The sequence below is a fragment of the Leucobacter sp. NPDC015123 genome (genome assembly GCF_043080205.1).
GTDB lineage: Bacteria > Actinomycetota > Actinomycetes > Actinomycetales > Microbacteriaceae > Leucobacter > Leucobacter aridicollis_A.
Window position 1 is genome coordinate 346315 of sequence record NZ_JBIBVH010000001.1, and the last position, 16519, is coordinate 362833.

Here is a 16519-nt window from a genome sequence, read left to right on the forward strand (position 1 = left end):
GCTTACCACACGTAGGCCAGCACTTCGCCGCCCACGCCCTTCTGCTCGGCCTCGCGGTCCGTGAGGAGCCCCGAAGAGGTGGACAGGATCGCAATACCGAGGCCACCGAGCACGCTCGGAATCTCAGCAGCGCCCGCGTACACGCGGAGGCCCGGCTTCGAGACGCGCTTGAGGCCCTCGATCGAAGCCTCGCGGTTCGGTCCGTACTTCAGCGTCATGGTGAGGGTCGTGCCGACGCGTGCCGCCTCGACCTTCCAGTCGCTGATGTAACCCTCACGCTTGAGGATCTCGGCGATCCGCTCCTTCAGCTTTGAGCCGGGAAGCGAAACGTCGTCATGATGTGCGCTATTTGCGTTGCGCAACCGGGTAAGCATGTCTGCTACCGGATCAGTCATCGTCATGATTGACTCTTTCTTTCTCGCCTGGTTTCACGACCCGTTACACGGGTCGCGACCTGGGTGACACGCGAACGGGGTGCCCGGGAAGGCCCCGGGCACCCTATCCGCTTGGACTATTTAGTTGTCGGCCTTGAACGGGAAGCCGAGCGCCTTGAGCAGCGCACGACCCTCGTCGTCAGTCTTTGCGGTGGTGACAATGGTGATGTCAAAACCACGCACGCGGTCAATCTTATCCTGATCGATCTCGTGGAACACACTCTGCTCGGTCAAACCGAACGTGTAGTTGCCAGCACCGTCAAACTGCTTGTCCGAAAGTCCGCGGAAATCGCGGATACGGGGCAGTGCGAGGTTCACGAGGCGATCAAGGAACTCCCAGGCACGATCGCCACGAAGCGTGACGTGCGCACCGATGGCCTGACCCTCACGCAGCTTGAACTGCGCGATGGACTTGCGGGCCAGGGTGACCTTGGGCTTCTGGCCGGTGATCTTCACGAGGTCAGCAACTGCGCCCTCGATCACCTTGCTGTCACGAGCCGCCTCGCCAACGCCGGTGTTCACAACGATCTTTACGAGACCGGGAACCTGCATGACGTTTGCGTAGGAGAACTCTTCGCGGAGTGCCGGGACGATTTCGCCGCGGTACTTCTGCTTCAAGCGAGGCTGGATTTTGCCAGCCGCCACAGCAGCTTCAGACATTAGAGGTCCTTCCCGGACGACTTCGCGTAACGCACGCGAACCGTCTTCTTCTTGCCGTCCTTCGTGGTCTCCTCGACGCGGAAGCCAACACGAGTCGGCTTCTTCGTCGAGGGGTCAACGACAGCAACGTTCGATACGTGAATGGGAGCCTCTACGGTCTCGATGCCACCCTCCTTCGTACCGCGGTCGGACTGGCCGACGCGAACGTGCTTGGTGACGTAGTTCACACCTTCGACGATCAGACGATCGGTCTCAGTGAGAACCTCGAGAACAACACCCTGCTTGCCACGGTAGCCACCGCGCTCCTGGGTCGGTCCCGAGATGACCTCGACGAGGTCACCCTTCTTGATCTTTGCAGCCATAGGACTAGATCACCTCCGGTGCGAGCGAGACGATCTTCATGAACTTCTTGTCGCGAAGCTCACGGCCAACCGGCCCGAAGATACGGGTGCCGCGGGGCTCCCCGTCTGCCTTCAGGATAACGGCGGCGTTCTCGTCGAAGCTGATGTACGAACCGTCAACGCGACGGGTCGACTTGCGGGTACGAACGATGACGGCCTTGACGACCTCACCCTTCTTCACGTTGCCGCCGGGGATCGCGTCCTTAACAGTCGCGACGATGGTGTCGCCGAGACCTGCGTAACGACGTCCTGAGCCCCCGAGGACACGGATGGTAAGCAACTCCTTGGCGCCGGTGTTATCGGCAACCTTGAGTCGGGATTCCTGCTGAATCACTTGCTACTCCTTCAGTCAGTAAGCGCGAGGCGCTTACTTCGCCTTCTCGAGGATCTCGACCAGACGCCAGCGCTTTGAGGCGCTGAGCGGGCGGGTCTCGTGGATGAGTACGAGATCGCCGATGCCGGCGGTGTTCTGCTCGTCGTGGGCCTTCACCTTCGATGAGCGACGCATGACCTTGCCGTAGAGCGGGTGCTTCACGCGGTCCTCGACCTCAACAACGATGGTCTTGTCCATCTTGTCGCTGACGACGTAGCCACGGCGCGCCTTGCGATACGGTCGCTGTTCCTTCTCGACCTCAGCCATTCTTAGGCCTCCTTCGTCTCAGCGGCGGCGGGCGCCTGCTCGGTCTTCTTGGTGGACGACTTCTTTGCAGAAGCCTTCTTCGCGGGCTCAGCTGCCGGGGTGACCCGAATGCCGAGCTCGCGCTCGCGGAGCACGGTGTAGATGCGAGCGATGTCGCGCTTCACCTGACGTACGCGCCCGTGGTTCTCAAGCTGGCCGGTGGCCGACTGGAAACGCAGGTTGAAGAGCTCGGCCTTGGCCTTCTTCAGCTCTTCCGCGAGACGCTCGTTTTCGAAGCTGTCAAGCTCGGTGACAGCCAGTTCCTTGGTTCCGATCGCCATTACGCGTCGCCCTCCTCGCGCTTAATAATGCGGGCCTTGAGGGGGAGCTTGTGGATCGCGCGGGTCAGTGCCTCGCGCGCAAGCTCCTCGTCAACACCTGCGACCTCGAAGAGGACGCGGCCCGGCTTGACATTCGCAACCCACCACTCGGGTGAGCCCTTACCGGAACCCATGCGGGTTTCAGCGGGCTTCTTGGTCAGCGGACGGTCAGGGTAGATGTTGATCCACACCTTGCCGCCACGCTTGATGTGACGCGTCATGGCGATACGAGCGGACTCGATCTGACGGTTCGTCACGTAAGCGGGGCTGAGCGCCTGAATACCGAACTCACCGAAGGTGACAGTGTTGCCACCCTTGGACTGACCGCTGCGGCTCGGGTGGTGCTGCTTGCGGTACTTGACTCGACGGGGAATCAGCATGTGTTACTTCTCCGCTCCTGCTGCAGCGGGTGCAGCCTCAGCCTGAGCGCCACGGGGCGCACGGCGGCGATCGCCACGCTCACGAGACGGCTTCTGGTTAGCCTGCTCACGAGCGAGCTCCTTGTTCGTCAGGTCGCCCTTGTAGATCCAGACCTTCACGCCGATGCGACCGAAGGTGGTCTTCGCCTCGTAGAAGCCGTAGTCGATGTTCGCGCGGAGCGTGTGCAGCGGCACGCGACCCTCACGGTAGAACTCCGAGCGGCTCATCTCAGCGCCGCCAAGGCGGCCGGATACCTGGATACGGACACCCTTGGCGCCAGCGCGCTGAGCACCCTGGAGGCCCTTGCGCATTGCGCGACGGAATGCCACACGAGCAGCGAGCTGCTCGGCGATGCCCTGTGCGACGAGCTGGGCGTCAGCCTCGGGGTTCTTCACCTCGAGGATGTTCAGCTGGATCTGCTTGCCTGTGAGCTTCTCGAGGTCAGCGCGGATGCGCTCAGCCTCTGCTCCACGGCGACCGATAACGATGCCGGGGCGAGCAGTGTGGATGTCTACGCGGACGCGGTCGCGGGTGCGCTCGATCTCAACACGCGAGACACCGGCGCGGTCCAACTGGACCTGCAGGTGCTGGCGGATCTTGATGTCCTCGGCGAGGTAGTCAGCGTAACGCTGGCCCTTCTTCGTCGAGTCCGAGAACCAACGCGACACGTGGTCGGTTGTAATCCCGAGGCGGAAGCCGTAGGGATGAATCTTCTGGCCCATTCCTTAGGCTCCCTTCTGAGCTGCCAGCTCATCAGCGGTCTGAAGAACGACCGTGATGTGGCTGGTGCGCTTGTTGATACGGAACGCGCGGCCCTGTGCACGGGGGCGGAAACGCTTGAGCGTTGCACCCTCATCCACGAATGCGCGTGCAATGACGAGCTCGTCCTCGTTGAGGCGCAGGTTCTCAGCGTCAGCCTTTACACGTGCGTTCGCGATCGCCGAAGCGACGAGCTTGAACACGGGCTCAGCGGCAGCCTGGGGCGCGAACTTCAGGATGGCGAGGGCCTCCTGCGCGTTCTTGCCACGAACCAGGTCAACGACACGACGGGCCTTCTGGGGGGTGATGCGGATATGACGCACGCGTGCGATCGATTCCACCATTTCTCTTCCTCCTCTCGCCACCGCGTTAGCGGCGACGGCCCTTCTTGTCGTCCTTCACGTGGCCACGGAAGGTACGAGTCGGGGCGAACTCGCCCAGCTTGTGTCCAACCATGGTTTCGGTGACGAATACGGGGATGTGCTTCCGACCGTCGTGCACTGCGATGGTGTGGCCCAGCATTGCGGGGATAATCATCGAGCGGCGCGACCAGGTCTTGATCACGTTCTTGGTGCCAGCTTCGTTCTGTACGACCACCTTGTTGAGCAGGTGGTTGTCGACGAAGGGGCCCTTCTTGAGACTACGAGGCATCTTCTATTCTCCTACCTGCCGACTAGCGCTTCTTGCCAGCGTTACGGCGGCGCACAATGAGCTTGTCGCTTTCCTTGTTCGGACGGCGCGTACGGCCTTCCTTCTGGCCCCAGGGGCTCACCGGGTGACGGCCACCCGAGGTGCGGCCTTCGCCACCACCGTGGGGGTGATCCACCGGGTTCATGACGACACCACGCACGGTCGGGCGAACGCCCTTCCAGCGCATACGGCCGGCCTTACCCCAGTTGATGTTCGACTGCTCAGCGTTGCCGACCTCGCCGACGGTCGCGCGGCAGCGCGCGTCAACGTTGCGGATCTCGCCCGAGGGGAGACGCAGCTGTGCGTAGGGGCCATCCTTCGCCACGAGGCGAACCGACGAGCCAGCGGAACGAGCGAGCTTCGCTCCCCCACCGGGCTTCAGCTCAATCGCGTGAATCACAGTACCCGTGGGGATGTTCTTCAGCGGCATGTTGTTGCCGGGCTTGATGTCCGAGCCAGCGCCCGACTCAACGATGTCGCCCTGCTTGAGCTTGTTCGGAGCGATGATGTAACGCTTCGTGCCGTCCTCAAAGTGCAAAAGCGCAATGCGCGCGGTGCGGTTGGGGTCGTACTCGATGTGCGCTACGCGGGCGTTGACGCCGTCCTTGTCATTGCGACGGAAGTCGATGACGCGGTACTGGCGCTTGTGGCCACCACCAATGTGACGAGTCGTGATGCGGCCCTGGTTGTTGCGGCCACCCGTCTTCGGGAGCGGACGCAGCAGCGACTTCTCGGGCGTGGAGCGCGTGATCTCAGCGAAATCAGCAACGCTCGACCCGCGACGACCTGGGGTCGTCGGCTTGTACTTGCGAATTGCCATGTTGTGTTCCTTTTCGCCCCTTCTACAGCGCAGCCGTGAAGATGTCGATGGAGCCCGACTTCAGCGTGACGATGGCGCGCTTGGTGTCCTTGCGCTTGCCGAGGCCAAACTTCGTGCGGCGGGTCTTGCCCTTGCGGTTCAGGGTGTTGATCTTTGCGACCTTCACACCGAATACCGACTCGATGGCGAGCTTGATCTCAGTCTTCGACGCGGTGGGAGCAACCTCGAAGGTGTACTGTCCGTTTGCGTCGATGAGGCCGTAGCTCTTCTCCGAGACGATCGGGCGGATGATGACGTCGTGCGCAGCCTTGTTCATGCTCACTTCGAGTCCTCCTTAACGGCGCGACCCTCGACGAATGCGTCGAAAGCTGCCTTGGTGAAGACGAGATCGTCACTGACGACAACGTCGTAGGCGTTGAGCTGATCGTGGAACAGCACGTGCACGTTCGGAAGGTTCTGAACGCTGAGCACGGTGAGCACGTCTTCGCGGTCAACGACCACGAGCACGCGGTTGCCCGGTGCGACCTGTGCGAGGAACTCGCGTGCGGTCTTGGTGCTCGGCTTGTCGGCGATGCCGAAGCCTTCGACGACGTGCAGGCGGTTCGCGCGTGCGCGGTCCGAAAGCAGGCCAACGAGTGCAGCAGCAATCATCTTCTTGGGGGTGCGCTGCGAGTAATCGCGGGGCACGGGCCCGTGGACGATGCCACCGCCGCGGTGCTGCGGCATGCGGACCGAGCCCTGGCGTGCACGGCCAGTGCCCTTCTGCTTGAACGGCTTGACGCCTGAACCCGAGCGCTCGCCACGGGTCTTGGTCTTGTGCGTACCCTGACGGGCAGCAGCCAGCTGTGCCGTGACCACCTGGTGGATCAGCGGAACGTTGGTCTCGGCGCCGAAGATAGCATCGGGAAGGTCAACCGACCCAGCCTTCTTGCCCTTCGCGTCGAAAACCTCGAGCTTGGTAGCGGTAGCCATGAACTACGCCCCCTTCACTGCGTTGCGGACGAAAACGAGACGACCACGCGCACCGGGAACTGCACCCTTAATCAGGATGAGGCCCTTCTCGGCGTCGATCGCCTGAACGGTGAGGTTCTGCACGGTCACGCGATCGGTACCCATACGGCCAGGCATCTTCTTGCCGCGGAAAACGCGACCAGGAGTTGCTGCGCCACCAACCGAACCAGGCTTACGGTGGTTGCGGTGTGCACCGTGCGAAGCGCCAACGCCCTTGAAGTTGTGACGCTTCATAGCGCCCGCGAAGCCCTTACCCTTCGAAGTGCCAACGACGTCGATCTTCTGACCGGCTTCGAAAGCGCCCTCGATGGTGAGCTCCTGGCCGAGGCTGTACTCAGCAGCGTCGGCGGTGCGGATCTCGGTGATGTGGCGGCGCGGCGTCACGCCGGCCTTCTCGAAGTGACCAGCCGAGGGCTGGTTCACCTTGCGGGGATCGATCTGACCCGCGGCGATCTGAACGGCGCTGTAGCCGTCGACCTCGGGGGTGCGGATCTGGGTGACAACGTTAGGCGCCACCTCGATGACGGTAACGGGAACGACCTTGCCGTCCTCGTCCCATACCTGAGTCATGCCGAGCTTGGTGCCCAGGAGACCCTTCACATTACGTACTGCAGTCATGTCTGGATCCCCCCTTAGAGCTTGATCTCGATGTTGACATCGGCCGGGAGATCGAGACGCATGAGCGAATCGACGGCCTTCGGGGTGGGATCGACGATGTCGATCAGGCGCTTGTGCGTGCGCTTCTCAAAGTGCTCGCGGCTGTCCTTGTACTTGTGCGGCGAACGGATCACAGCGATCACGTTCTTTTCCGTGGGGAGCGGCACTGGGCCGATCACGGTTGCGCCCGCGCGGGTGACCGTATCTACGATCTTGCGCGCTGAGCTATCAATGACCTCGTGGTCATACGACTTGAGTCGAATGCGGATCTTCTGTCCCGCCATGACATCTCTACTTTCTACTTGCGTCGTACTCTCGGCTTGTGGCCGACAGCATTGGACGTCTTGCGTACCAGCGCCCTTGGCAGACGGGCACCCTGAAGTGCCTTAGTGCTGGGTCTCTGTTCACCTATCAATTTCTGCACGCACAAAAACGACCGGACTGACGTCTGGTCGCCTCTCGGCGTGCAGGCTGTGTTCGCTGCCCGCGGCCTCACGTCTCGATCAAGTCGAGAAGCAATGCACTACCTGGCAGTGATCCGCATGCACGGAGTACTGAACCTGTCTATTCTGACACAGGGATTCGCGCGGTGCAACCCGGGCGTGTCGCGTGTCGCGGCGTGTCGTCGACTCGGATCGCGGGCATGCTCCGCTCGGCTCGTACAGGGTCTTTACGACTCACGCGTTCGGTATGCGATCGATAGTAACAATGCCAGGATCCTCCCCGCGGGTCAGAGCGAATGCAGATCGCAGACGCACGGCTCCATTCACGCTGAGCGCCCTCCCGGGGCCGGCGAGACCCTGCTCGCGTCTAGACCTTGCGGTACGTGAGGTCGCGGATGTCGCGGCCCTTCTCAATGCCCTTGTTTTCAAATGCCGTGAGCACTCGACCTTCGTAGCGCTCAGCCCACTCCCCCTCGAATGCGCGCTCGAAACCGGGCGCTTCGTCCATGACAACGCGCATATGGTCTGCGTAGTTCTGCCAGTCAGTGCCGAGACGCAGCACTCCACCAGGCTGCAATGCCCGGTGGGCGATCCTCGCGAAATCTGCGCTGATGAGTCTGCGCTTGTGGTGCTTGGCCTTCTTCCAGGGGTCTGGGAAGAACACCCAGATCTCTGCGACCGAGCCCGCCGGCAAGTAGTGTTCGAGCAACTCAGGGGCATTCACCTCGGCGAGGCGCAAGTTCGTGAGTCCGGCGTCAGCCGCCCGAATGACGGTTCGTGCGAGACCCGCGCGAAACACCTCAATAGCGAGGAAGTTTGTCTCAGGCCGTGCAGCTGCGGCAGAGAGGATCTGATGGCCCTGACCAGAACCCACCTCTACGATGAGCTCAGCGTCGCGCCCAAAGATCTGAGCCGGGTCCCCAGTCTCCCCCGGCGCGACGCTCGTCGCGGCCGGACCGTGAGCAATCTCGAGCAGGAAGTCGCTTCGCGATTCCTCCCATGCCCGCTCCTGGGATGGCGTCATCCTGCCGCTTCGGCGGACAAACGATACGGGTTTGTCGCGGAATGTCGAGGGGTCAAAGGCTTTGCGCGGCTGCTCAGTCACCCGTCAACGGTAGCCGGGCGCCCCTGAGAGTGCAATTGCGGCGCACGCGTATCCCGACACAGTCACCCTCCGGGGCTACGATGGTGAGACACAGAACGAGTCACAAGGAGTGTGCCGAGATGAAGCGGATCCTGCTGGTAAACGGACCGAACCTCAACCTGCTCGGCACCCGCGAGCCCGAAATCTACGGCAGTGACACTCTCAAGGACGTTGAACGGCTCGTCATTCGTGTTGCCAAGGAGTACGGAATCGATGTCCGCGCGGTCCAGTCGAACCACGAGGGCGTCATTCTCGACGCGATCCACGAGGCCAGGCACGACTGCTCGGCCATCATCATCAACCCGGCAGGGCTCACCCACACGTCAGTGGTGCTGCGTGACGCGCTTGCAGGCGTACCGCTGCCATTCGCCGAGATTCACATCTCAAACGTGTTCGCCCGCGAAGAGTTCCGCCATCACTCGTTCATCTCGCCGCTCGCAGAGTTCGTCATTACCGGCGCGGGTATCCAAGGCTACGAGTTTGCGGTACGCAGGATCGCGAGCCTACTTGCTCGGTAGCCGCCGCCCTACGGGGCGGTAGGAAACACGTCGAACAGTGCTGGATTGTGGGCGTGCACGAGCACCGCGAACACGACCGCGTCGAACAAGAGGTGCACTGTGACGACGTACGCGAGCGAGCGAGTCCGCACGAAGATGAAACCTTGCACGAGCGCGAATGGGATCGTCAAGATCGGCCCCCAGGCCCTGTAGCCGAGCTCCCACAGAAACGACACGAAGACTACAGCCTGAAGCACATTCGCGGCCCACACCGGGAAGTGCCTCAGCAGCACCGCAAACACTGTGCAGATGAAGAACAGCTCGTCCCAGATTCCGACTGCCCCAACCCCGATGAACAGGCGGGCCGTGAGATCTTGCGTGGTGATCTCCGGCCAGTTCGCATAGACGCCTGACGAGATGAAGTAGTACGGCAAGATCAACCACCCGAGCACGAGTACGCCACCGAGCCACCCCCAATGGAGCGCACCCCAACGCCGACCGGGAGTTTCGCCGCGCCACGGGAAGCCTGTAGCTCTGTCGCCATAGACGTAGCGGGACACGAGGTAGGGCACTGTCACGGCCCCACCAAGCGCGAGCGTGAACCGCAGCATCGAGAGGGTATCAAGTTCTGCCGCGAGGGGAATCGTGCGCACGATAAGAAGTCCGAGCGCGACCAGTGAGAGGTCGCGCGTGAGCGAAGGCGTCGGGCGCCAGCCCTGCGAGGGGCGACCGGGCCACACCAACACCCCTGACCGAGCGTCAGCTACCCAGGCGACGATGAGCCCCGCGAGCAGGAGGCCCAGCCCGAGCCACGGGAGCTCGGCGACGAAGAACGCCGGCGCCGCGAGCACGACAAGCAGTGCGCCGGCAAGTGGCAGCGCTCGCAGGGTCGGTACGGGGTGTTCGATCACGCCTCCAGCGTAGCCGCTGGGCCCCGCGGTGCCGGTCTCGCAGCGTGCGTCCAAGCGACTGCCGACCCGACCCCGAAGCTCAGGTAGTAGCCGCCGACCCACCAGACTCCGAGCATGAGCATGCCCGGGTCAAAGAACGCTGCGATAAGCAGCGCCACGCCGAGCGCGGCGACAACCCAGGCTGTGAAGCGAAGCCCGAGGGCAAACCCCAGCGCGAGTGCGATGAGCACAGCCACGATTGCTGCGGTCGCCAGGCTCCACCCCAGCGATCCCGAGGTCATGCCAGCGATGAGCAGCAGCGCGGGCAGCGCAACCGTGACCGCGCCAAGGATCCGCAACATGAGCCCATGCGAGAGATCGAGCCCCTTCGATACCCGCCACGGGACAATCACCGCCACCCAGAGCTGCAGCGCGAGGGGAGCAAAGAACGCGCCAACACCACCGATCGTCAGCACGACGAACGCCGTGACAACGACGGCGTTTGCGAGACCGACAGGCACCCGCAAGTGGGCCGGTAGCACCAGCGGCAGCGCAGAGAGTACGGCGGGGATAAACAGCAGCACTGCAACGCCAAGGGATAGATCCCGGGCCGCCGTCTCGAGCCACACATTCATGACGCCACCGAGTACCGCGACCACCACAGCCGTGACATGCAAGAGGCGCGCGCCGCTGGTCTCGTCTGCCTCGTGTTCCTCAGGCAGGCCGAGTTCCTCACGGAACTGTGCCGCGAACGTCTGCGCAGGCCCGAGCCCTGCAAGCGCCTCATTGACGGTTCTGCCGCTGTCGAGCGCCTCCGCCACGTGCGCGCGAACGTCGTCGAGGGCTGCAGCTCGTACATCCGCAGGCGCGTCGGCGAGCGCGCCAAGAAGCTGTTCGAGGTAGGTTTCGGCCCGCGCCGGCAGTGGGTGAGCGTTCATGCATTTTCCTCCGCATCTGGGCGATCAACAACGTCAGAGATCAGCGTGTCGACTTCGGCGGCAAGGCCCCGCCAGATCCCCGCGAACACGACAAGGAGCTCTCGGCCCCGATCAGTGATCGCGTAGTAGCGCCGTGGCCGTGTGCCACCGGATTCAGCTGGTTGCTCCCACCGCGTGTCGACTGCCCCGCCCTCTCGCATTCGCGCGAGGAGGGGGTACAGGCTCCCTTCGCTCGCGCTCAGCCCCCGTTCCATAAGGGCGTTTGCGAGCTCGAGGCCGTACATGTCACGCTCGGATAACAGCGCGAGCACGCAGTATTCGAGCACCCCCTTACGAAGGTTCGTGGCGATGCGGTCAGACGGGGAGTCCATGCTGCGACTATACCTTGGGTAACAAGGATTGCAATGCATGAACAAAACTTTTCCTGTGAGCTTTAGGCCCGAGCACTACGATTTGCGTATGAGCACCGAGGCAGCCACCCATCCAGCTGATTCCCACGACCGCATTCGCGTCTATGGCGCCCGCGAAAACAACCTCAAGAACGTCAGCGTCGAGCTCCCCAAACGGCGCCTGACCGCGTTCACCGGGGTCTCCGGCTCAGGCAAAAGCTCCCTCGTCTTCGCGACAATTGCTGCCGAGTCTCAGCGCCTCATCAACGAGACCTACTCAACGTTTGTGCAGGGGTTCATGCCCACCCTTGCCCGCCCCGACGTCGACCTACTCGACGGAGTGACAACCGCGATCCTCGTCGATCAGCAGCGCATGGGTGCCGATCCGCGCTCCACCGTCGGCACCGCGACCGACGCGAACGCAATGCTCCGCATCCTCTTCAGCCGCCTTGGCACCCCGCACATCGGCCCTGCCAAGGCGTTCTCGTTCAACGTCGCGTCCATCTCAGGCGCAGGCGCGGTCACACTCGAAAAGGGCGGCCGAGCCACCAAGGAGCGCCGCTCGTTCAACATCATCGGCGGCATGTGCCCACGCTGCGAGGGCCGCGGCAAGGTGAGCGACTTCGACCTCACCGCGCTCTATGACGCCTCGAAGACCCTCAACGAGGGCGCGCTCACGATCCCGGGCTACTCGATGGATGGCTGGTATGGGCGAATCTTCGGCGGAAACGACTTCTTCGACGCCGACACCCCGATCAAGGACTTCACTGAGAAGCAGCTCGACGCGCTCCTCTACAAGGAGCCGACGAAGATCAAGGTCGACGGCATCAACGTCACCTACGAGGGGCTCATCCCGAAGATCCAGAAGTCGATGCTTTCGAAGGACCGCGAGGCGATGCAGCCGCACATCCGCGCATTCGTGGACCGAGCGATCACATTCGATACCTGCCCAGAGTGCGACGGTACGCGGCTCACCGAGCTCGCGCGCTCCTCGAAGATCAACGGCATCTCGATCGCGGACGCCTGCATGATGCAAATCTCGGACCTCGCGGAGTGGGTGCGCGGGCTCGAGGACACGTCCGTGGCGCCGCTCCTCGCAAACCTCGCCGACACCCTCGACTCGTTCGTCGAGATCGGGCTCGGCTACCTCTCGCTCGACAGGCCCGCAGGCACGCTGTCCGGCGGCGAGTCGCAGCGCACCAAGATGATCCGCCACCTCGGTTCGAGCCTCACCGACGTCACCTACATCTTCGACGAGCCATCGATCGGCCTCCACCCACACGACATCCAGCGCATGAACGGGCTCCTGCTCAGGCTACGCGACAAGGGCAACACGGTGCTCGTAGTCGAGCACAAGCCAGAGATGATCAGGATCGCCGACCACGTCGTCGACCTCGGCCCCGCAGCGGGCGCCGCGGGCGGCGAGATCTGCTTCGAGGGCACCGTCGAGGAGCTCGCCATTTCTGACACCGTCACTGGCAGGCACTTCGGCGACCGCGCCTCGCTGAAAGAATCCGTCCGCAAGGCGACCGGCGCGATTGAAGTACGGGGTGCGAACCGCAACAACCTTCGCGACGTCGACGTCGACGTGCCTCTCGGCGTGCTGTGCGCGATCACTGGCGTCGCGGGCTCCGGCAAGTCCTCGCTCATCCACGGCTACGTCTCGGGCCGTGAGGGTGTCATCGCTGTTGACCAGTCCCCCATCAAGGGTTCCCGCAGGTCAAACCCCGCCACCTACACCGGAGTGCTCGACCCGATCCGAACCGCATTCGCGAAGGCGAACGGCGTGAAACCGGCACTGTTCTCGGCGAACTCCGAGGGCGCCTGCCCGGTCTGCAAGGGCGCCGGCGTCATCTACACAGACCTCGTTGTGATGGCCGGCGTCGCGACGCCGTGCGACGAGTGCGAGGGCCGGCGCTACCAGGCCGAGGTGCTGCAGTACCGCCTGGGAGGGAGCGAGGGCGAGGGCGGCAAGAACATCGCCGAGCTCCTCGAGATGTCAATCACCGACGCCCACGACTTCCTCGCTGGGACCTCCCCCGCCGGTGCGAGCGTGAAGGTACCCAAGGCCGCGAAGATCCTCGCTCGCCTCGTCGACGTCGGTGTGGGCTACCTCACCCTCGGCCAGCCGCTCACCACACTCTCCGGCGGCGAGCGCCAGCGCGTGAAGCTCGCGATCGCGATGGCAGAGGACGCTGGCGTCTATGTGCTCGACGAGCCCACAACGGGCCTACACCTCGCTGACGTCGAGCAGCTGCTCGGCGTGCTCGACAGACTCGTGGACTCAGGCAAGAGCGTCGTGGTTATCGAACATCACCAGGCTGTGATGGCGCACGCCGACTGGATCATCGACATCGGGCCTGGAGCAGGCCAGGACGGCGGCACTGTCGTCTTCGAAGGCACACCCGCGGACCTGGTTGGAGCGAAGTCGACCCTCACGGGCGAGCACCTCGCAGAGTACGTCGGCTAGGGCAGGGCCTGCCCCAACCCCAACTTGGCTCCGACCCCGGCCCTGCTCCCGGGCCCTGCTCTCCGGCCCTACCCAACCCCAGGCAGTTGGCACTAGTGGTCGCTGCGAGCGCCGGCAAACGACCACAACTGCCAACTCAGGGGCAGAAGGTGGGCATGAGGGCAGGGCCGGGGGCAAGATACCTCCCCCGGTCCAACTCTCACTCGCCCGGGTTGGCGCCAGTGGTCGTTCTGGGTGCCCGCAAGCGGCCACAACTGCCAACTCCCTGGCTGGCACGGCCACAACTGCCAACTCCCTGGCTGGCACCGCCATGGCTGGCACCGCCATGGCTGGCATCCCAGTACCACGAGAGCTACCGAGCTCAGCGCTCTGCCGCGGCGAGGGCATCCGCAATCTGCCGCACCATCTCACCGCTGTTGGTGTACAACATCGCCGCGGTCACCCTGATGATGCGCCATCCTGACTCGGCGTAGGCCTGATACTTGTCGATGTCGCGGTTCCACTGTCGCTGGTCGACGCGGTGGTGGTCGCTCTCGTACTCGATTGCAAGTCGGCTGTCCGGATACGCGAGCTCGCTCCGCCCAAGGAAGCCACCGCTCGCGTCCCGCACATTGACATCGAGCTCAGGCTCAGGCAGGCCAGCAGCGTGAAGCGCCAGTCGCAGCTGAGTCTCGGGCGGAGAGGCACTGCCAACGCGCACGAGCGAGAGCGCCTCCCTGAGCAGCCGCGCCCTGGGCCTGCCTGGAACGCTTGCGGCCGCGTCAAGCGCGATCAGTGCGTCCCGCCCGAAGCGCGAATCGTTCACGATCGCGTCGCCGAGTACAACAAGTTCTTCCATGCTGAGCCAGCGGCCGAGCATCGCCCACGTCGTCGATGGACTGGTCGTGCGCAGCCCCGAGGACGACTGCAGCGCGACGAGCCCTGGCCGAACTTGGACGCCCCGGATGCCCCGCACTCTCGGGGCGCGGGCGGGATACAGCCGCCCCACCTCGAGATCTTGAGCGGGCTTGAGCTCAACGGGGAGCCCTAGGATCACCGCAGCCGTTCTGCCGCAAAAGAAAGCGCCATCGGACGCGATCAGGCTATAGAGCTTGGCCCGCTCGAGGTGCTCGACCCTCCGCCTGGCAAGCGGATGGGCAGCGCTCGCGTGACCGGCGGAAACGTGCCCGATCGGCCCCGGCTGCGACACGCGGAGCGGATCAACGCGCTTCTTCCGCACGCCTCGGAACGGCGCCTCAAGATCAGCATTTCGCAGGCGTCGAGGAGAGACGCCAGCGGCGATCGCATCCGACCACAGAAACGCATCGCCGAGGTCTACTGGCAGCTGGCGTGCGGGCCTGTTCATGTCTCAAGGATTGCGGCGACCCCCGCGCGTAGCGACCGCATCGTGCGATCTGTGGACAACTGCCGCGCAGCGCCACACGTCGATAGCTCCTGTCAGCGCGCCAGGCTCGCGCACCGCACACAGCGTGTCGCGAACGGGCGAACCTCGAGCCGCTCGACAGGAATCTGCCTGCCGCAGCTCTCGCACACTCCGTAGTCTCCTGCAGCCCATCGTTCGAGCGCCCCGTCAACCTCGGCGAGTTCGGCGCGCGCCGCCTCAGCGAGGCCACTCAGGCGAGACCACTCAGACGAGAGCGTCACACCCTCCGGGTCGTGCTCGTCGTCGTCGTTCGCGGATTCGCGGCTTCGCACAAGGTCGGCGAGCGAGCGCTCGAGATCAGCCAGGCGAGCTGCAACCTGCGCACGCGTCGTAACGAGCGCGGCGCGGGGCGCATCGTCGTCTGTGCTAGCGGCTATCCCCACGGCTACTCCTCCGTGGAGGGGTCGCCGGGCGCCATTTCGTTCAGTGCCCAGATGATCCTGTAGAGCTCCCCGATCGCATGCGGCCGAGGTACGAGGCGCACTCGTACGAGGTTGGCGCGCTCCGAGCCTTCCTCGGGGTATGGCTCGGCGATCTCGATCACGCCCGCCGCGAGCATGAAACCGAAGCGTTCGTTGAGCTCGACAAGCTGTGCCGCGGTCGGAGCAGTACGAACGTACAGCAGCAGCGTGTCCCGTTCTCCGGGCACGTTGGTCGGGAACCACCGCAGGTCTGTGTAGTTGCTCCAGAAGCCGTGCACGTGCTCGACGGCGGCGTCCGCAGAGTCCGTGATGAGCACGCGATCGAGGTCGCCCGGGGTGACGAAGCCGCCACGCTCGAGTTCGTTGAGCACGAAGCTCTTGAACCCACTCCAGTACGTACCGCCAGGCCTGTCGAGCAGCACGATCGGCACGGGCACCATCTTTCCTGTCTGCTGCAGGGTGAGAAGCTCAAAGGTCTCGTCCATCGTGCCAAACCCGCCGGGCAGGCAAATGAACGCGCTCGATTCCTTGACGAGCATGAGCTTTCGCGTGAAGAAGTACTTCATTGCAACGTGCCGTTCGTCGTTCGCGACGAACGCGTTCGGCTCCTCCTCGAAGGGCAGCCTGATCGACACACCGAGCGAGTGTTCAGCGCCCGCACCGACCGCGGCGGCCTCCATGATTCCGGGGCCGGCGCCGGTGACGACCATCCAGTTGTCGTCTGAGAGCGCGCGTGCGCTCGTCTCTGCTGCCGTGTACAGCAGGTCGCCCGGTTGAGTTCGAGCGGACCCGAAGATCGTCGCCTTGCGCACTCCCTTGTAGGGGGCGAAGAGTGCGAATGCTTCCCGCATCTCTTCCAGTGCCACTGCAGAGATCTTCACGTCAAGCCGTGAGGCGTCGTCAGAGGAAAGCCCGAGGCCCGCCTCAATGATGCGCCGCACGAGTCCGCGCTGCTGCGTCACGCCAGCGGTCTTCAGGAGGGCGTCGACGGCCTCTGTTGTCTCGAGGTTCTCTGCGGCTGTCATAGCCCCAGTCTAGGAGTTTGTTGGGGG

General features: G+C 63.7%; 24 protein-coding genes. 2 read left to right on the forward strand and 22 right to left on the reverse strand.

The features are described from left to right. Nucleotides 1-2: 2 nt before the first annotated feature. The 16 genes from rpsH to trmB all read right to left on the reverse strand — a co-directional run bounded on the left by rpsH (nt 3) and on the right by trmB (nt 8399). Nucleotides 3-401, reverse strand: a complete 399-nt coding sequence (rpsH, locus tag ACF07D_RS01535) for a 30S ribosomal protein S8 (protein ID WP_119281517.1) — start codon at nt 399-401, stop codon at nt 3-5. A gap of 114 nt (nt 402-515) precedes the next feature. After that, complete coding sequence (rplE, locus tag ACF07D_RS01540; RefSeq protein ID WP_119281518.1) at nt 516-1094, reverse strand: 50S ribosomal protein L5; 579 nt, start codon at nt 1092-1094, stop codon at nt 516-518. Beyond that, nucleotides 1094-1456 carry a 50S ribosomal protein L24 gene (gene rplX, locus ACF07D_RS01545; RefSeq protein WP_119281519.1) on the reverse strand — a complete coding sequence of 121 codons (363 nt, stop codon included), beginning with the start codon at nt 1454-1456 and terminating at the stop codon, nt 1094-1096. The genes rplE and rplX overlap by 1 nt, the downstream gene beginning before the upstream one ends. 4 nt (nt 1457-1460) lie before the next feature. Next, nucleotides 1461-1829: a 50S ribosomal protein L14 gene (gene rplN, locus ACF07D_RS01550; protein ID WP_059063306.1), complete on the reverse strand. Its 369-nt coding sequence runs from the start codon at nt 1827-1829 to the stop codon at nt 1461-1463. 33 nt (nt 1830-1862) lie between these two features. Next, complete coding sequence (gene rpsQ / locus ACF07D_RS01555; RefSeq protein WP_119281520.1) at nt 1863-2135, reverse strand: 30S ribosomal protein S17; 273 nt, start codon at nt 2133-2135, stop codon at nt 1863-1865. A 2-nt stretch (nt 2136-2137) separates the two neighbouring features. Beyond that, a complete protein-coding gene (gene rpmC, locus ACF07D_RS01560) occupies nt 2138-2455 on the reverse strand; it encodes a 50S ribosomal protein L29 (protein ID WP_119281521.1) in 318 nt (105 codons plus the stop codon). Continuing rightward, entirely contained in the window at nt 2455-2874 is a 420-nt protein-coding gene (gene rplP / locus ACF07D_RS01565; protein WP_119281522.1) for a 50S ribosomal protein L16, read from the reverse strand. Before rplP ends, rpmC begins: the two co-directional genes overlap by 1 nt. Before the next feature lie 3 nt (nt 2875-2877). Then, nucleotides 2878-3636, reverse strand: coding sequence for a 30S ribosomal protein S3 (gene rpsC, locus ACF07D_RS01570; protein ID WP_042544411.1), 759 nt, complete (start codon nt 3634-3636; stop codon nt 2878-2880). Nucleotides 3637-3639: 3 nt separating this feature from the next. Next, complete coding sequence (gene rplV / locus ACF07D_RS01575; RefSeq protein ID WP_119281523.1) at nt 3640-4017, reverse strand: 50S ribosomal protein L22; 378 nt, start codon at nt 4015-4017, stop codon at nt 3640-3642. 25 nt (nt 4018-4042) lie between these two features. Continuing rightward, the gene (rpsS, locus tag ACF07D_RS01580) at nt 4043-4324 is read right to left on the reverse strand and encodes a 30S ribosomal protein S19 (protein ID WP_025133706.1); all 282 of its coding nucleotides are present in this window, start codon (nt 4322-4324) and stop codon (nt 4043-4045) included. A gap of 22 nt (nt 4325-4346) precedes the next feature. Beyond that, nucleotides 4347-5183: a 50S ribosomal protein L2 gene (gene rplB, locus ACF07D_RS01585; protein ID WP_119281524.1), complete on the reverse strand. Its 837-nt coding sequence runs from the start codon at nt 5181-5183 to the stop codon at nt 4347-4349. Between the two features lie 22 nt (nt 5184-5205). Then, nucleotides 5206-5499 (reverse strand): 50S ribosomal protein L23, encoded by a 294-nt coding sequence (gene rplW, locus ACF07D_RS01590; protein WP_183075415.1) that lies wholly within the window; start codon nt 5497-5499, stop codon nt 5206-5208. Nucleotides 5500-5501: 2 nt separating this feature from the next. Then, nucleotides 5502-6155 carry a 50S ribosomal protein L4 gene (gene rplD / locus ACF07D_RS01595; protein WP_391503633.1) on the reverse strand — a complete coding sequence of 218 codons (654 nt, stop codon included), beginning with the start codon at nt 6153-6155 and terminating at the stop codon, nt 5502-5504. 3 nt (nt 6156-6158) lie between these two features. After that, nucleotides 6159-6812 carry a 50S ribosomal protein L3 gene (gene rplC / locus ACF07D_RS01600; protein WP_119281527.1) on the reverse strand — a complete coding sequence of 218 codons (654 nt, stop codon included), beginning with the start codon at nt 6810-6812 and terminating at the stop codon, nt 6159-6161. Nucleotides 6813-6826: 14 nt separating this feature from the next. Beyond that, nucleotides 6827-7135 carry a 30S ribosomal protein S10 gene (rpsJ, locus tag ACF07D_RS01605; protein ID WP_010156393.1) on the reverse strand — a complete coding sequence of 103 codons (309 nt, stop codon included), beginning with the start codon at nt 7133-7135 and terminating at the stop codon, nt 6827-6829. Nucleotides 7136-7661: 526 nt separating this feature from the next. Then, nucleotides 7662-8399 (reverse strand): tRNA (guanosine(46)-N7)-methyltransferase TrmB, encoded by a 738-nt coding sequence (trmB, locus tag ACF07D_RS01610; protein ID WP_119281528.1) that lies wholly within the window; start codon nt 8397-8399, stop codon nt 7662-7664. Nucleotides 8400-8518: 119 nt separating this feature from the next. Here trmB and aroQ point away from each other — a divergent pair, with 119 nt between their 5' ends. Beyond that, nucleotides 8519-8956 (forward strand): type II 3-dehydroquinate dehydratase, encoded by a 438-nt coding sequence (aroQ, locus tag ACF07D_RS01615; protein ID WP_119281529.1) that lies wholly within the window; start codon nt 8519-8521, stop codon nt 8954-8956. An 8-nt stretch (nt 8957-8964) separates the two neighbouring features. Here the strand turns inward: aroQ and ACF07D_RS01620 are convergent, their stop codons facing one another. From ACF07D_RS01620 to ACF07D_RS01630, 3 genes are read right to left on the reverse strand one after another with little or no spacing between them, the layout of a single operon-like run. Further along, nucleotides 8965-9846 (reverse strand): type II CAAX prenyl endopeptidase Rce1 family protein, encoded by an 882-nt coding sequence (locus ACF07D_RS01620; protein WP_391503634.1) that lies wholly within the window; start codon nt 9844-9846, stop codon nt 8965-8967. Next, the gene (locus tag ACF07D_RS01625) at nt 9843-10763 is read right to left on the reverse strand and encodes an HAAS signaling domain-containing protein (RefSeq protein WP_391503635.1); all 921 of its coding nucleotides are present in this window, start codon (nt 10761-10763) and stop codon (nt 9843-9845) included. Before ACF07D_RS01625 ends, ACF07D_RS01620 begins: the two co-directional genes overlap by 4 nt. Beyond that, the gene (locus ACF07D_RS01630) at nt 10760-11134 is read right to left on the reverse strand and encodes a PadR family transcriptional regulator (RefSeq protein ID WP_391503636.1); all 375 of its coding nucleotides are present in this window, start codon (nt 11132-11134) and stop codon (nt 10760-10762) included. Before ACF07D_RS01630 ends, ACF07D_RS01625 begins: the two co-directional genes overlap by 4 nt. A gap of 88 nt (nt 11135-11222) precedes the next feature. Between ACF07D_RS01630 and ACF07D_RS01635 the strand changes: the two genes are divergently transcribed. Beyond that, a complete protein-coding gene (locus tag ACF07D_RS01635) occupies nt 11223-13622 on the forward strand; it encodes an ATP-binding cassette domain-containing protein (protein WP_391503941.1) in 2400 nt (799 codons plus the stop codon). Nucleotides 13623-13983: 361 nt separating this feature from the next. Here the strand turns inward: ACF07D_RS01635 and ACF07D_RS01640 are convergent, their stop codons facing one another. The 3 genes from ACF07D_RS01640 to ACF07D_RS01650 form a co-directional block, all read right to left on the reverse strand. After that, nucleotides 13984-14967, reverse strand: coding sequence for a hypothetical protein (locus tag ACF07D_RS01640; RefSeq protein WP_391503637.1), 984 nt, complete (start codon nt 14965-14967; stop codon nt 13984-13986). A gap of 92 nt (nt 14968-15059) precedes the next feature. Beyond that, entirely contained in the window at nt 15060-15428 is a 369-nt protein-coding gene (locus ACF07D_RS01645; RefSeq protein ID WP_391503638.1) for a TraR/DksA family transcriptional regulator, read from the reverse strand. A 2-nt stretch (nt 15429-15430) separates the two neighbouring features. After that, nucleotides 15431-16492 carry a TIGR00730 family Rossman fold protein gene (locus ACF07D_RS01650; RefSeq protein ID WP_391503639.1) on the reverse strand — a complete coding sequence of 354 codons (1062 nt, stop codon included), beginning with the start codon at nt 16490-16492 and terminating at the stop codon, nt 15431-15433. Nucleotides 16493-16519 lie beyond the last annotated feature (27 nt).

What these genes read in the sequence shown, in the direction of transcription:
- rpsH (WP_119281517.1), bottom strand. Translation starts at nt 401, where the DNA reads ATGACGATGACTGATCCGGTAGCAGACATGCTTACCCGGTTGCGCAAC.
- rplE (WP_119281518.1), bottom strand. Translation starts at nt 1,094, where the DNA reads ATGTCTGAAGCTGCTGTGGCGGCTGGCAAAATCCAGCCTCGCTTGAAG.
- rplX (WP_119281519.1), bottom strand. Translation starts at nt 1,456, where the DNA reads ATGGCTGCAAAGATCAAGAAGGGTGACCTCGTCGAGGTCATCTCGGGA.
- rpsQ (WP_119281520.1), bottom strand. Translation starts at nt 2,135, where the DNA reads ATGGCTGAGGTCGAGAAGGAACAGCGACCGTATCGCAAGGCGCGCCGT.
- rpmC (WP_119281521.1), bottom strand. Translation starts at nt 2,455, where the DNA reads ATGGCGATCGGAACCAAGGAACTGGCTGTCACCGAGCTTGACAGCTTC.
- rplP (WP_119281522.1), bottom strand. Translation starts at nt 2,874, where the DNA reads ATGCTGATTCCCCGTCGAGTCAAGTACCGCAAGCAGCACCACCCGAGC.
- rpsC (WP_042544411.1), bottom strand. Translation starts at nt 3,636, where the DNA reads ATGGGCCAGAAGATTCATCCCTACGGCTTCCGCCTCGGGATTACAACC.
- rplV (WP_119281523.1), bottom strand. Translation starts at nt 4,017, where the DNA reads ATGGTGGAATCGATCGCACGCGTGCGTCATATCCGCATCACCCCCCAG.
- rpsS (WP_025133706.1), bottom strand. Translation starts at nt 4,324, where the DNA reads ATGCCTCGTAGTCTCAAGAAGGGCCCCTTCGTCGACAACCACCTGCTC.
- rplB (WP_119281524.1), bottom strand. Translation starts at nt 5,183, where the DNA reads ATGGCAATTCGCAAGTACAAGCCGACGACCCCAGGTCGTCGCGGGTCG.
- rplW (WP_183075415.1), bottom strand. Translation starts at nt 5,499, where the DNA reads ATGAACAAGGCTGCGCACGACGTCATCATCCGCCCGATCGTCTCGGAG.
- rplD (WP_391503633.1), bottom strand. Translation starts at nt 6,155, where the DNA reads ATGGCTACCGCTACCAAGCTCGAGGTTTTCGACGCGAAGGGCAAGAAG.
- rplC (WP_119281527.1), bottom strand. Translation starts at nt 6,812, where the DNA reads ATGACTGCAGTACGTAATGTGAAGGGTCTCCTGGGCACCAAGCTCGGC.
- rpsJ (WP_010156393.1), bottom strand. Translation starts at nt 7,135, where the DNA reads ATGGCGGGACAGAAGATCCGCATTCGACTCAAGTCGTATGACCACGAG.
- aroQ (WP_119281529.1), top strand. Translation starts at nt 8,519, where the DNA reads ATGAAGCGGATCCTGCTGGTAAACGGACCGAACCTCAACCTGCTCGGC.
- ACF07D_RS01625 (WP_391503635.1), bottom strand. Translation starts at nt 10,763, where the DNA reads ATGAACGCTCACCCACTGCCGGCGCGGGCCGAAACCTACCTCGAACAG.
- ACF07D_RS01630 (WP_391503636.1), bottom strand. Translation starts at nt 11,134, where the DNA reads ATGGACTCCCCGTCTGACCGCATCGCCACGAACCTTCGTAAGGGGGTG.
- ACF07D_RS01635 (WP_391503941.1), top strand. Translation starts at nt 11,223, where the DNA reads ATGAGCACCGAGGCAGCCACCCATCCAGCTGATTCCCACGACCGCATT.
- ACF07D_RS01640 (WP_391503637.1), bottom strand. Translation starts at nt 14,967, where the DNA reads ATGAACAGGCCCGCACGCCAGCTGCCAGTAGACCTCGGCGATGCGTTT.
- ACF07D_RS01650 (WP_391503639.1), bottom strand. Translation starts at nt 16,492, where the DNA reads ATGACAGCCGCAGAGAACCTCGAGACAACAGAGGCCGTCGACGCCCTC.